The sequence below is a fragment of the Bradyrhizobium sp. URHC0002 genome (assembly GCF_054059515.1).
Genome location: NZ_JBSSCF010000001.1, coordinates 229,846 through 242,500, shown reverse-complemented (window position 1 = coordinate 242,500; position 12,655 = coordinate 229,846). Strand labels below are relative to the sequence as shown.

Here is a 12,655-nt window from a genome sequence, read left to right as displayed (position 1 = left end):
CTTGATCTCTTTCCGGAACCAGCCGCCCATCTGGGCGCCGGTAGAACCGGTAGGCACGCCGACGCAGCCATATTCCTTCAGCAGGTCGTTGAGCATGTCCATGCCGCCACCGAAACGCAGCCAGGAAATATGCGAGCGCGTGTTGAGACCGAACGGCAGCGACGTGCCGAAGGTGAAGGCCGGGTTCTTGCCCCAGTAGTAGTAAAGCGCCGTGTTGCCCATCTCGACGGTGCCGTTCGAGACGGCGTCGAGTACCTGCAGACCCGGGACGATTTCGCCCGCAGCAAATGATTGAATCTGAAATTTATTGTCGGTGATCTCGGCAACGCGTTTGACGAAATATTCGCAGCCGCCGTAGAGCGTGTCGAGGGCCTTCGGCCAACTCGCCGTCAACCGCCACTTTATTTCTGGATTCGATTGCGCAATCGCAGGCGCTGCAACCGCGCTCGCGGCGAGACCGACGCCACCGACCTTCAAGAAATCACGACGTTTCATTTTGCTTCCCCTCCATGTTTTTGCCGATACCGACCAACGGACGACGATCTGATGTCGTCTTCTCGGGTTTACCGATGGCCGGTGCTGGACTGTTGTTTAGGAATGTGGGCCCCGAAACCTAGGCTCTTGGTGTTCGATGCAATCAATTTCCCGGCTTTATGGACCTGCAGGCAGGATGACGAATTAGTGATTGATAATCAAGGGTCTGGTTCCTCCGCAGTCTGCCCGAATATCAAGCGATTGGGCGGCTTCCACCCGACGAAAGACTAAGACGGCGAGTGATGCGTGGATGCTCGGCAAGCTAGTCGGAAATGCCGCATTGCAGTAATTCTGCCGGGCGAGCCCTCGGCGACGGCTGAACCTCATGCGCAGGGCGAAGAGATTTCCCGCCCCTGTGCCGGTGTGCGTCGCGTGATCATCGTCTTGCGGAGAATGCGGCTTCCATCGCCCGGCGCGTCTTGATGGTGTCGCTATTTTCGTCGACCTCGACATCGCTCCAGCGCACCACCGAGCCGTGGGCCACGTCGCTCTTCAGCTTGACGCGATGGGCAAGGCCGATCGGCAGTGCGCCGACGGAGAGACTTTTTCGTGCCGGCATCAGTTTGCCCCACACCGTGTAGCCGCCTTCGCCGTCGAGCATTTCGCCGGCGCGCAGATCGCGCTTTGCAACCGCTGCGACATCGCCGCGAAAATCATGCGGCTGCCCGGTCGGCTCGTTGCGCAGCGCCGCCGACAGGATCGAAATATTCAGTTCGAGCCCGATCAGATGATACGGCTTGTACATCGCTGCATATCGGCCTGAAGCATCGGTCTTCAGCCCATATTGCTTAAAGCAATCGGCGGCGTAGTCGTTCGGCGCTTCCAGCACGACATAGACACCCCAGCGCAGGTCCCGGAAGACAGGACGGCCGTCCCGCTCGAGCGACGAGACGACCTCTGCAAGGCCGGCCTTCTCCAGCACGCCGCCCGCATCGCGCGGCCGCATCACATGCGGCAGATCGTCGACGCCGCAAGGCGGAAACAGCAAGCCGTCCGATGGCACGTCGAGCCCGCAAGCGTTCGCAATCGCTGCCATCTCGATCGCGGATTTGGTGCCGTCCAGAAACGAATTGAACATCTGCGGGTTCATGCCGGCCGATTGCGCTTCGCCGGCGGTCAGTCCGTAATGGCTCCAGACGCCATCCGGCGTCACGTCGTGATAGGCCGGCAGATATTTGGTGCCTTTGCCGGCGGCGACGACGCGAAAGCCCGTTGCCCGCGCCCAGTCCACCATTTCAGCTGTCAGCGCCGGCTGGTCGCCATAGGCCAGCGAATAGACCACGCCGGCCTTGCGGGCTTCCTCGGCCAACAGCGGCCCGGCCAGCACGTCGGCCTCGACATTGACCATCACGACATGCTTGCCGGCTGCAATGGCCGCGCGGGCATGCCTGATGCCGACGGCCGGGTTACCGGTCGCTTCCACCACGACGTCCATTGCGCCGCCGGCAATCGCGCGCACGCCGTCATCGGTGAAGGCCGTTCGCGCGATCCGCTCTGCGTCCCAGCCGACGGTGCGGCACGCTTCGCGGGCGCGGTCGCGATCGAGATCGATGATGACGGACACTTCGAGTCCCGGCGTGTGCGGCACTTGCGACAGGAACATCGAGCCGAATTTGCCAGCGCCGATCAGCGCGACGCGAACCGGCTTGCCGGCCGCGGCGCGGGCGTTGAGGAGGCGATGGAGGTTCATGAGAGGGGTCCAACGAGTGAAATTGCTTGCGAACGCGTGGTGTATCTGTACTCGTCATGGCCGGGCTTGTCCCGGCCATCCACGTTCTTTGCAGCCGCGTATCAGGACGTGGATGCCCGGCACAAGGCCGGGCATGACGACCAATTGGTTTGGCGTGCGTGCGCCTACTCCGCGGCTTGCCGATGCGCACGCGCAAGCCGCAGCAGCGCATCGTCCTCCACCGTCTGGATCGGCGTGAAGTCGCGATGGGCGATATATTCCGGCCGGGTCGGCGTGCGGATGTAGTTCGAAACTGCGTTCAGCGTCAGGTAAACGATCTTGCGCGGATAGGGCGTGATGTTGCCGCTCGATCCGTGCACCAGATTGCCGTGGAACATCAGCATGCCGCCGGCCTTGCCGGTGGGTGCGACGATGCCGCCTTCCTTCACCAGCCGGGTGACGGTCGCCTCGTCGAGCGTCCACAGCGGATAGGAGGTGGTCTCCAGGTCGTGGGAGGCCTTGAGGTCGCCGGCGTGCTGGCTCTTCGGCACCAGCATCAAGGGTCCATTGATCGGCATCACCTCGTCGAGGAAGATGGCGATGTTCATCGCGCGCGGCTCAAGCATGCCGTCGTCGCGCTTCCAGGTGCCGTAATCCTGGTGCCACTGCCAGACGTCGCCCGTGAAGGCGGCTTTGGCGTTGATCTTGAACTGATGCATGTAGAGTTTTTCGCCAAAAATCTGCTCGATCGGCTCGATCATGCGTGGATGGGCGCCGAGAGCGCCGAACGCCTCGTTATAGAGATGCGCGGCAAAGGCGGTGCGCGGCGCGCCGCTCTTCTCGCGCCACACCTCGGGGCGATTGGCGTCGTAAATGCCTTCGGCTTCGCGCGCGAGATAGGCGACTTCCTCGGCGCTGAACAGCTCGGGCAGAAACAGCCAGCCTTCGCGGTTGAAGAATTCGATCTGCTGTGGCGTCAGTTTCATGGTGTTTCCTCCTGTGATTTTAATTGTCGGCGGTTATGCCGCCTTGTCGTCCGTCGCTCTCAGTCTCTCCTCAGTCATTCGTCCGGCGGTCTGCGCATGCGCCAGCGCGGCGGCTTCCGCCGCCTTGGCGTTGCCGGCCAAAATCTGCGCGGCGATCGCGTCGTGTTCGGCCCAGGCGCTTTCGCGGTAATCGAGCTCGGCCAGCACGGTCGCCATCGAGCGGCGCATATGCGGCCATTGCGGCGCGATCATTTCCTCGATCGCGGGATTGCCCGCGAGGCGATAGATCGCGCTGTGGAAATCGACGTCGAGCGCGATCAGCCGCGCCAGCGGCGTATCTTTGCCGATGGTCCGCCCCGCGCGCAGGGCCGCGTCGAGCTGCGCGCGTCCCGATGCATCGGACTTGGCCTGTCCGGCTGCCAGTCGTGCGGCCAGCGCGTCGATGGCGCCGCGCACCTCGTAGAGCTGGCGGATGCGCGAGGGATCGAGCCGGGTGACTTCAAAGCCGCGGCGGCCGCTTTCGGCGACGAGTCCCTGCCGGTGCAGCAGATGCAGCGCATGGGATACCGGCTGGCGCGATACGCCGAGCTTTTCCGCCAACTCGTTCTGCCGGATGCGATGCCCGGGCGGCAGCGAACGGTCGGTGATTGCCTCGAGGATCCGGGCATAGACCTGGTCGATCAGGTTGGGGAGGGGATCCAGGGGGATCATGCCGGCGAAATCCATTTCGGAATACGGAATTCCGTATTCAATACTCCCCGGCCAGGCGCGCGTCAACCGCCTTCCCGCGGGGAACGTGCCAAATCCGGCGCCACGCGCTAAGCAACGGACCCGCCCAATCGCAGATCGACCGGGCGTTCGCGTCATTCCCATTCTGTCCGCCACCTCAGGGCGCCACTCCATGCTGCAACCGACAATCCGAAAGCGAATCCTCGGCATCGCCCTCGGACTGATCTTCCTGATGGCGATCACGTCGGCGCTGTCGATGGTGATGACGCGCAAGATTGCCCACCAGCTCGACGAGTTTAGTTCCAAATATGTCGAGGCGTATGGGCATCTGGCGCGGATGAATATCCGTTCGCTGGAGCAGGCTCTTGCGCTGCGCCGGCTGATGATCGGCAAGATGCAGTCGCCGCCCGACGAGTCATCCATGGCGGACCAGCGCAAAATCTATGAGGCCAAGGGCCAGGAAATAGAGCAGGAAGCGCAGGCGGCGCGCGCCCTGGTCAATGCGATCATCGACGACAGCTCGACTGCATCCGATAATGCCCGGCTCGGCCGGATCGACGATCGGATCGAGCGCGTGACCAGCGATCTTCACCGCTACCTCGGTGAAGAATATAAGCGGCTGCTGATGCTGCTCGATGCCGGGAATATCGCGGAGGCACGGGTCAGCGTGGCGCGGACCGACACGCTGCGCGACGACCTCAACCAGAGGATCGAGGTTATTCGCACCGACATGCTCGCGCTGGTCCGCGAGGATGCTGTGATGACGATGCGCGACCAGAAGACGGCCATTGTCATCTCCGTGGTCCTGACCCTGCTCGCGAGCATTCTTGGATTGATATTTTCACTTTTTATAAGCACCGGAATAACCGGCCCGGTGCGGCGCCTTCTGGACGGCACCCGCGCCGTCGAAGCCGGCCAGCTCGATGGTTCCATCGATGTCACCACCCGCGACGAGATCGGCCAGCTCACGACGGCGTTCAACAACATGGTCGAGCAATTGCGTCACAAGGAACGCTTGCGCGAAACTTTCGGCCGCTACGTCGACCCGCGCGTCGTGGAAGGCCTGATCGAACGTCAATCCCAGACCGCCAGCGACGGCGAGCGACGGGTGATGACGGTGCTGTTCTGCGACATGAAGGGCTTTACCCGGCTGAGCGAAGGCACGACGCCGCAGGGCCTCGTCAAGGTGATGAACCACTATCTCTCGACGATGTCGGGGCCGATCCGCAGCCATCGCGGCATCATCGACAAATATATCGGCGACGCGATCATGGCCTACTGGGGCCCTCCATTTACCGAGCATAGCGAGCAGGCGCGGCTGGCCTGCCTGGCCGCCGTCGAGATGGCCGATCGGGGCGCGGCGCTGCGGACGGAATTGCCCGAACTGCTTGGCGTGCGCACGGTGCCGAGCGACTGCGACGTCCGTATCGGTGTGGCCACCGGCGAGGTGCTGGTCGGCAGCATCGGTTCGGAATTCATGATGAGCTACACGGTGATGGGCGACGCGGTGAACCTGGCGTCGCGGCTGGAGAACGTCAACAAGATCTACGGCACTCACTCGCTGGCCTCAGAACCCGCGATTACGGCGGCCGGCGATGCAGTCGCGGTTCGCGAGATCGACAGGCTGGTGGTGGTTGGACAGACCAAACCTGAAGCGGTATTCGAGATCATGGGCCGCAAGGGCGAGCTCGGTGAGAAACTGCTGGTGCTGCGGGAGCGATATGCCGAGGGACTCGTCGCCTATCGTGCGCAGCGTTGGGATGAGGCGCGCCGGGCATTCAGGGCTTGCCTCGAAGCGGTCCCCGGCGACGGGCCGTCGATGGCGCTGGCTCAGCGCGTCGAGGATTTTCAGGCCAACCCGCCCCCCGCCGATTGGGATGGCGCGTGGCGGCTCGATCAGAAGTAACGCGCCGCGGCGCGTTCACGCCTGCAGGAAATCCAGCACCACGTCGCTAAATTGCTGCGGCGCCTGTTCGAACATCCAGTGGCGCGTGCCCGGTATCACGGCGGTCCTCGCGCCTGGAATATGTTCGGCCAGCACACGCCAGATCACCGCCAGCGCGCCCTTGGTGTCGCCGCCGCCGATCAGCAATGTCGGTGTCCTGATCGATTCCGCTTCGCTCTTCAGGAACGGCTTGCGGTTCTCGCCGACCTGACCAAGCAGCGTATGGATATTGTCGCGTAACTGCTGCCGTGGTGCCGCAGGCCACCGCGCCCACGCGCCTTCGCCGTCGATCCCGTCGACGAACAGGGCGAGCGCGGCGTCAATGTCGCCGTTTCGCACCATCTCGGCTGCGATCGGAACGCGCGGCCCCAGCGGCACGGGGCCGGGAGGCGGACTGGCCGGCTGCAGTGATGGTTCGAGGTCGCCGCCTGGTTCAGCAAGAATGGCCTTGCGCAACAGATCCGGCCGCGCCTGCGCCACCCGGAATCCAATATGGCCGCCGCGGGAATGCCCCATCAGATCGACCGGCCCGGCGTTCAGCTTCTCGATGAAACCGATGACGTCGCCTGTGTGCTGCGCCATCAGATAGTCGTTGCCGACGCCGTCCCAATGCTCCGGAAAGAATCGCCGCAGGCTCAGCGCCACCACGCGGTGTTTTTTCGACAACGGGCCCAGCACGGCATTCCACGTGCGGAAATCGCCCAGCGTGCCGTGGACGAGAACCAGCGGCGGGCTGTTGGCCGTGCCCTTGCCGACATCGAGATAGGCCATGTCGTAGCCGTTAACGCTGAGTGTCTGCATCGCGATCAATCCTCCGCGAGATACGCCAGCACGATCTCGCAATATTTCCGTGGCGCCTGCTCGAACATGGGATGCGTGGTGTTCGGGATCATTTCGGTGCGCGATCCCCTCACGTTGGCCGCCAGCGCATGTAGCACCTGCGGGAACGTGCCCTTGGTGTTGGCGCCGCCGATGAACAGCGTCGGTGTCCGGATCGCTTCTGCATCCGCCTTGGAGAGCGGCGAACGCTGGTCGCGGGCCTGCCCGATCAACGTCGTGGCGTTGTCGCGCAAAAGCTGTTTCGGCGTCGCGGGCAAGCGCCTCCAAGCGCCGGGGCCTTCCAGCGCATCCAGGAAGATCTGCAGGCCGCCGTCGATGTCGGCTTTGCTGATCGCCTCGGCCGAAGCCGCGATCATTCCCGCGAGCGGCGAGGGGCCGGGCTTGTAGGCAGGATCGAGCGTAGCGTCGAGTTCGCCGCCGGGTTCGGCCAGGATCAGCTTGCGCAACAGATCAGGCCGGTGCTGCGCGACGCGAAAGCAGATGTTCCCGCCGCGGGAATGGCCCATCAGATCGACGGGCTTTGTGTCCAGCCTTTCGATGAAGCCGATGACGTCGTCGACATGCTGTGCGGTCGAGTAGGTTTCGCCGGCGCCGTCCCAATGGTCGGGGAAAAAATGCCGCAACGAAGGCGCGATGACGCGGTGCTTGCGCGTCAGCGCTCCTAGCACCGACGACCAGATCCGAAAATCGCACAGCGAACCATGCACGCAGACCAGCGGCGGGCGATTGCCAGCGCTTTTGCCGACCTCGAGATAGGCCATGTCATAGCCGTTGACATTTATGGTTTGCATGGGGGCTCGTAAGGGGGGCCAAGGGCCGTTGAAGGGCGCTGGCGAGACCCCAGATCATCGGAAGTTGTTCATGCCGTCAAGTTCCCTCAGGTTTCGGGTGGATAGCAATAATCTCCAAGCCTAGATTTGGGCTCAAGAGGAAGCTGGGGTGGCATTGACCAGGAGAATATGGAGCCAGCCATGACCGGGCACCATTTTACGATATTCGACACCCCGATCGGCCGCTGCGGCATCGTGTGGGGTGAGCGCGGCATCATCTCGGTGCAACTGCCGATGGGCGATGAAAAGAAGACCCGCGCCCGCCTGCAGCAACGCCATGCCGATCTCATCGAGGCGACGCCACCGGCGAAAGTGCAGGCCGCGATCGACGGGATCGTCGAGCTGCTCGCAGGCAAGCCGAACGACCTTGCCGACGTCGTGCTCGATCTCGACGGCGTCCCCGAATTCAACCGCGGCGTCTATGACATCGCGCGCACCATCCCGCCGGGCAAGACCATGACCTATGGCGATATCGCCAAGAAACTCGGCGGCGTTGAGCTGTCGCGCGACGTCGGCCAGGCGCTGGGTCGCAACCCCTGTCCGATCGTGGTGCCGTGCCACCGCGTGCTGGCGGCCGGCAACAAGCCCGGCGGTTTCTCCGCCAATGGCGGGGTGGTGACGAAACTGAAGATGCTGGCGATCGAAGGCGCGGCGGTGAACCACACGCCGAGCCTGTTCGATTGAGCGTAATTACCGCCCCTTGAAGTTCGGCGGCCGCTTCTCGTTGAAGGCCAGCACGCCCTCGCGGCGGTCCTCGGTCGGAACCATGCGGTTATAGGCCTCGATTTCCAGCGCGAGGCCATCCCGCAACGACAGTTGCAGGCCACGATGGATCGACAGCTTTGCCTGGCGGACGGAAATCGGCGCGTTGCGGGCGATCCGTGCCGCGGTGGCCAGCGCCGCCGGCAGCAGTTCGGATAGCGGAAACACTTCGTTCACAAGACCCCAGGCGTGGGCTTCGGCTGCGGTAAACGGCTTGCCGGTCAGGATCAGCTCCTTGGCGCGGCGCTCGCCGACGGCCCGGGCTAAGGTTTGCGTGCCGCCGCCGCCCGGCATGATGCCGAGCGTCACCTCGGTCAGCGCGAAGCGTGCGCTCTCCGCCGCATAGAGAAAATCGCAACAACCCGCGATCTCGCAGCCGCCGCCATAGGCCGCGCCATTGACGGCGCCGATGATCGGGACCGGGCAGTCGATCAGCGCCCGCACCATGCGCTCGAAGATGACGTGCTGGCGCGTCCACGCCTCGTCCGTCATGCCGCGCCGCTCCTTCAGGTCGCCGCCGGCGCAGAACGCCTTGTCGCCGGCGCCGGTCAGGATAATGCAGCGCAGGCTCTTCGGATCGAGTGCCGCATCCTCGAAACAGCGCACGAGGTCGCGGCCCATCTGGGTGTTGAGCGCGTTGGACGCGTCCGGCCGATTGAGCCTGACGATTGTCACATGCTCGTCGACCGGTTCGATCGAAAGCGTCTCGAACGTAGGCGTGTCCGCGTTCATATCGCCTCGCAGGAAAATCCGTTGCCCTTGCGCCGGATCTTTCCGACCGAAGGGGAGGGGAAATGCGCGGTGCAGCATAGCGTATCCGTATCGCAATAGCGCTCCATGAAATTGCGCCGCGTCGCCGCCGCCTGCGCCTGATCGACGTCGAACTTCACGGACATTTCCGGGTAGCGCGTTTGCAGCGGCGAATGCATCAGGTCGCCCGAGAACACGGCGGCGTCCTTGCCGCGGCCGAAGGTGAAGGCGACATGGCCGGGCGTGTGGCCTGGCGTCGGCAGGATGCGGGTGTGGTCGCCGATCTGGTAGTCGCTGCGGACGATCTCGGCCTGCCGCGCCTCGACGACAGGCAGCACGCTGTCGCCAAACGCCGGCACGGGTGTCTTGGCGTGCGTATCGGTCCAGTAGTCGAACTCGGTCTTGTCGAACACGTAGCGCGCCTTCGGAAAGGTCGGCACCCAGCGGCCGTTGTCGAGCCGCGTGTTCCAGCCGACATGGTCGACATGCAGATGCGTGCACATGACATAGTCGATGTCGCCGACGGAAAGCCCGGCGGCGGCCAACCCGCGCGCGTAAGTGTCGTCGGTCTTCATGTTCCATTTCGGTCGTCGAGCGCGCCGGCCTTTTGCATCCACGCCCGGTTCTCTGCGAGGATTTCCGGCGTCAGGCCCGGCAGCATTTCCAGGGCTGGCAGGAAGGTGGTTTCCTGTTCGATGATACGGTGGACGGTGAGGTCGCCGACGGCAAATTTCAGGCTCATGATTTCCCCGGCTTGATTATCGCGTTGTTGTCCCTGATGTAAGGAATGATGAAGTTGGCGAGGATATCGAGCGGAGCATTTCCTTGCCGGGGGCTGCCATAAAGGCCTGAAGTGGTCACCATCACAAGGTCGAGTTCGGGGACGATGAAGATCCGCTGGCCGCCGAGGCCCTGGGCCGCAATCCACTTCACGTCCTTGTCGCCGGATAGCGTGCGACCCATCCACCATTGCAGCCCGTAGTAGAACAGGCCCCCGAAAAAGCCGATCGCCTGGAAGCGCGGCGTGACCGACTGTTCGATCCATTTCGCCGAGACAATCTGTTTGCCGTTCCAGTCACCCTTGTTGAGCACGAGCTGGCCGATCTTTGCAGCGTCGCGCGGGCGCAGGCGAAGACCCGCGGCCGCCGAAATATGCTCGTTCCGGTTCTTCATCCATTCCCAGTCCGTAATGCCGAGGGGCGCGAACAGCGCCTCGCGCGCGAACGCCTCCAGCGACTTGCCTGATACACGCTCGATGACGTTGCCGAGCAGGTCCGTTCCACCGCTGGTGTAATTCCAGACGGTGTCCGGAGGTGCCGTGATCGGCTTCGACAGGACATAGCGGAACGGGTCGGCCTCGTTGCTGAGTTGCCGTTCGTCATTTTGCGGATCGGCCCAGGGGCGGTTCTGATCCCATTGCATGCCCGATGTCATGGTCAGGAGATGACGGAGGGTGACGGTGTCCCAGCCCGCGGTTTTCAGCGCCGAGTAGTCCGGAAAGAATTTAAGGATGGGCTCATCCACGCCCTTGATCAGTTCGCGATCGATCGCAATCCCCACCAGCAGCGAAGTCACGCTTTTCGAAACCGATCGCATGTCGTGCTTGGTGGTTGCGTCGAACTCGTGCGGCCCCCTGTCCGTTCCCCAGAGTTCGTCTTGTCCATTGAAGTATTGCTCGAACACCAGTCTGCCATGGCGCGCGATCACCACGGCATGCACGTTGGCATTGGTGGCCGCGAGCTTCGCCGCGATGCCGCACAGGCGTGGGCCATCGAGGCCGACGCTCTCCGGTGTCGCCGTCGGCCAGCTATCGTCGAGAGATGCCGGACTTCCGCAGGCGAGATTGCGCTGGCCGGTGGAGAATTCCTGCGTTTGCGCGCCGGCAGCGGATGCCGCGAGCATGAAGAGGGCGGCAAGGCCAAGGCGCCGCAATTTTTTGCCACCCTCGCGCATGCCGCTATCTCCATTCCCTTACGTTACGCCGGCGGCGGTACCGAGATTTTCACCGACGGCCGTTCCAGCATCTTCTGATGAAAGGCATCGAGCTTCGGATAGGCCTTGCGCCAGCCGCTATCGGCAAAGCGGAAATCGGCATAGCCGAGCACGCAAACAAGGCCGATCTGCGTAATATTGAACGGCCCGGACAACACGTCGGGCTTGTTCTCGAACCGCGCCATACCGGTCCAGGCCCGGTTCCAGTGATCGTCGGACCACGCCTTCCACCGCAGCGGCTCCGGCCGCACCATGGCCTCGTAGCGGCACAGCAGCATCGAATCGAGCATACCCTGCAGCAGGGAATGGTCGCTCTTCACCTTCCATCGGTCGGGGCCGGAGGTCGGGATCAATTTTCCGCCGCCGGCGAGCTCGTCGAGGTATTCGACGATGACGTAGGAATCGAGGATGACGTCGCCATTGTCGAGGATCAGCACCGGCAGCTTCTTCAGCGGCGTGATCTTCGAATATTCCTCGTTGGCCTGACCCGGCGCGACGGTCGCGGGGGTGAATTCTATTCTGTCGATCAGGCCGGTCTCGATCGCGGCGATGCGGACTTTTCGGGCGAACGGCGAGGCGGGGGAGAAGGTGAGTTTCATGCTGGGAATTCCTCGGAGGGCTTCTTCTTGTTATGTCCGGCGATGACGACTGCGCGATGTCATCATCCGCGAAGGCGGATGATCCAGTACGCCGCGGCCGTTCGGTTCTTTCACCAAGGCCGCGGCGTACTGGATACCCCGCCTTCGCGGGGTATGACGGCTAGGCCGCGATGATTTCCTGGCGCTGCTCGCCGAGCCCTTCGATGCCGAGCGTAACGACGTCGCCCACGTTGAGGAAGGTCGGCGGCTTCATACCGAGACCGACGCCAGGCGGGGTGCCTGTCGTGACGATGTCACCCGGCAACAGCGTCATGAACTGCGAGACGTAGGAAATGCACTTCGCCATCGAGAAGATCATGGTCGAGGTGTTGCCGGTTTGGCGGCGCTGGCCGTTGACGTCGAGCCACATGCCGAGCTTCTGCACGTCAGGGATTTCGTCCCTGGTCACCAGCCACGGGCCGAGCGGGCCGAAGGTGTCGTGCGACTTGCCCTTGGTCCACTGGCCGCCGCGCTCCTGCTGGAAATTGCGCTCGGAAACGTCATTGCAGACGCAATAGCCGGCGAGGTGATTGAGCGCGTCGGCTTCCGAGACGTACTTGGCGCGGGTGCCGATGATGGCGGCGATCTCGACTTCCCAGTCGAGCTTGGTGGAGCCGCGCGGCTTTTCGACCGCGTCGTTCGGACCCGACAGCGAGGTGTTGGCTTTGATGAAGAAGATCGGTTCGGTCGGGATCGGCGATCCCGTCTCCTTGGCGTGGTCGCTGTAATTCAGGCCGATCGCTACGAATTTCGAGATGCCGGTGACCGGGGCGCCGAAGCGCTGTTTGCCGTCGACGGCGGGAAGCTTGGAGGCATCCAGCGCGGCAAGCTTGGCGATGGAGGCCGGCGAATAGGCCTCGCCGTCGAGATCCCTGACCTGCGCCGAAAGATCGCGCAACTGGCCGGACTTATCGATCAGGCCGGGCTTTTCCGCGCCCTTGGCGCCGTAACGAACTAGCTTCATTTTATCGCTCCCTGCG

12 protein-coding genes and 1 pseudogene (1 of these 13 cut by a window edge) are annotated in these 12,655 nt (G+C 63.4%); 2 read left to right on the top strand and 11 right to left on the bottom strand.

Features of this window, described 5'->3' with window-relative positions:
• From ACVWVY_RS01140 to ACVWVY_RS01125, 4 genes are all read right to left on the bottom strand, one after another.
• Positions 1-495, bottom strand: the start of a protein-coding gene (locus tag ACVWVY_RS01140; protein WP_456624674.1) for a TRAP transporter substrate-binding protein. The gene continues 594 nt to the left of window position 1, outside the view; the window shows 495 of its 1,089 coding nt (coding positions 1-495); the start codon lies at positions 493-495; the stop codon falls past the left edge of the window.
• 415 nt (positions 496-910) lie between these two features.
• Complete coding sequence (locus ACVWVY_RS01135; protein ID WP_456624673.1) at positions 911-2,224, bottom strand: NAD(P)H-dependent oxidoreductase; 1,314 nt, start codon at positions 2,222-2,224, stop codon at positions 911-913.
• A 164-nt stretch (positions 2,225-2,388) separates the two neighbouring features.
• Positions 2,389-3,189, bottom strand: coding sequence for a phytanoyl-CoA dioxygenase family protein (locus tag ACVWVY_RS01130; protein WP_456624672.1), 801 nt, complete (start codon positions 3,187-3,189; stop codon positions 2,389-2,391).
• A gap of 33 nt (positions 3,190-3,222) precedes the next feature.
• Positions 3,223-3,900 carry a GntR family transcriptional regulator gene (locus ACVWVY_RS01125; protein ID WP_456624671.1) on the bottom strand — a complete coding sequence of 226 codons (678 nt, stop codon included), beginning with the start codon at positions 3,898-3,900 and terminating at the stop codon, positions 3,223-3,225.
• Positions 3,901-4,090: 190 nt separating this feature from the next.
• On the opposite strand from ACVWVY_RS01125, the gene ACVWVY_RS01120 reads away from it, so the two are divergent.
• A complete protein-coding gene (locus tag ACVWVY_RS01120) occupies positions 4,091-5,824 on the top strand; it encodes an adenylate/guanylate cyclase domain-containing protein (protein ID WP_456624670.1) in 1,734 nt (577 codons plus the stop codon).
• A gap of 15 nt (positions 5,825-5,839) precedes the next feature.
• Here the strand turns inward: ACVWVY_RS01120 and ACVWVY_RS01115 are convergent, their stop codons facing one another.
• Both ACVWVY_RS01115 and ACVWVY_RS01110 read right to left on the bottom strand, forming a co-directional pair.
• Positions 5,840-6,664, bottom strand: coding sequence for an alpha/beta fold hydrolase (locus tag ACVWVY_RS01115; RefSeq protein WP_456624669.1), 825 nt, complete (start codon positions 6,662-6,664; stop codon positions 5,840-5,842).
• A gap of 5 nt (positions 6,665-6,669) precedes the next feature.
• Positions 6,670-7,494, bottom strand: a complete 825-nt coding sequence (locus ACVWVY_RS01110) for an alpha/beta fold hydrolase (RefSeq protein ID WP_456624668.1) — start codon at positions 7,492-7,494, stop codon at positions 6,670-6,672.
• A gap of 180 nt (positions 7,495-7,674) precedes the next feature.
• On the opposite strand from ACVWVY_RS01110, the gene ACVWVY_RS01105 reads away from it, so the two are divergent.
• Entirely contained in the window at positions 7,675-8,217 is a 543-nt protein-coding gene (locus ACVWVY_RS01105) for a methylated-DNA--[protein]-cysteine S-methyltransferase (protein ID WP_456624667.1), read from the top strand.
• A 6-nt stretch (positions 8,218-8,223) separates the two neighbouring features.
• On the opposite strand, the gene ACVWVY_RS01100 is transcribed toward ACVWVY_RS01105, so the two are convergent.
• The 5 genes and pseudogenes from ACVWVY_RS01100 to ACVWVY_RS01080 all read right to left on the bottom strand — a co-directional run bounded on the left by ACVWVY_RS01100 (position 8,224) and on the right by ACVWVY_RS01080 (position 12,639).
• Positions 8,224-9,027 (bottom strand): enoyl-CoA hydratase/isomerase family protein, encoded by an 804-nt coding sequence (locus ACVWVY_RS01100; protein WP_456624666.1) that lies wholly within the window; start codon positions 9,025-9,027, stop codon positions 8,224-8,226.
• Positions 9,024-9,787 (bottom strand): annotated as a pseudogene (locus ACVWVY_RS01095) (MBL fold metallo-hydrolase). Before ACVWVY_RS01095 ends, ACVWVY_RS01100 begins: the two are co-directional and overlap by 4 nt.
• Positions 9,784-10,998: a serine hydrolase domain-containing protein gene (locus tag ACVWVY_RS01090; RefSeq protein WP_456624665.1), complete on the bottom strand. Its 1,215-nt coding sequence runs from the start codon at positions 10,996-10,998 to the stop codon at positions 9,784-9,786. Before ACVWVY_RS01090 ends, ACVWVY_RS01095 begins: the two are co-directional and overlap by 4 nt.
• Positions 10,999-11,021: 23 nt before the next feature.
• Positions 11,022-11,636 (bottom strand): glutathione S-transferase family protein, encoded by a 615-nt coding sequence (locus tag ACVWVY_RS01085; protein ID WP_456624664.1) that lies wholly within the window; start codon positions 11,634-11,636, stop codon positions 11,022-11,024.
• A gap of 160 nt (positions 11,637-11,796) precedes the next feature.
• Positions 11,797-12,639 (bottom strand): fumarylacetoacetate hydrolase family protein, encoded by an 843-nt coding sequence (locus tag ACVWVY_RS01080; protein ID WP_456624663.1) that lies wholly within the window; start codon positions 12,637-12,639, stop codon positions 11,797-11,799.
• Positions 12,640-12,655: the final 16 nt, after the last annotated feature.

Coding starts and splice junctions, on each gene's coding strand:
- ACVWVY_RS01130 (WP_456624672.1), bottom strand. CDS start 3,189: ATGAAACTGACGCCACAGCAGATCGAATTCTTCAACCGCGAAGGCTGG.
- ACVWVY_RS01110 (WP_456624668.1), bottom strand. CDS start 7,494: ATGCAAACCATAAATGTCAACGGCTATGACATGGCCTATCTCGAGGTC.
- ACVWVY_RS01120 (WP_456624670.1), top strand. CDS start 4,091: ATGCTGCAACCGACAATCCGAAAGCGAATCCTCGGCATCGCCCTCGGA.
- ACVWVY_RS01090 (WP_456624665.1), bottom strand. CDS start 10,998: ATGCGCGAGGGTGGCAAAAAATTGCGGCGCCTTGGCCTTGCCGCCCTC.
- ACVWVY_RS01080 (WP_456624663.1), bottom strand. CDS start 12,639: ATGAAGCTAGTTCGTTACGGCGCCAAGGGCGCGGAAAAGCCCGGCCTG.
- ACVWVY_RS01135 (WP_456624673.1), bottom strand. CDS start 2,224: ATGAACCTCCATCGCCTCCTCAACGCCCGCGCCGCGGCCGGCAAGCCG.
- ACVWVY_RS01105 (WP_456624667.1), top strand. CDS start 7,675: ATGACCGGGCACCATTTTACGATATTCGACACCCCGATCGGCCGCTGC.
- ACVWVY_RS01085 (WP_456624664.1), bottom strand. CDS start 11,636: ATGAAACTCACCTTCTCCCCCGCCTCGCCGTTCGCCCGAAAAGTCCGC.
- ACVWVY_RS01100 (WP_456624666.1), bottom strand. CDS start 9,027: ATGAACGCGGACACGCCTACGTTCGAGACGCTTTCGATCGAACCGGTC.
- ACVWVY_RS01115 (WP_456624669.1), bottom strand. CDS start 6,664: ATGCAGACACTCAGCGTTAACGGCTACGACATGGCCTATCTCGATGTC.
- ACVWVY_RS01125 (WP_456624671.1), bottom strand. CDS start 3,900: ATGATCCCCCTGGATCCCCTCCCCAACCTGATCGACCAGGTCTATGCC.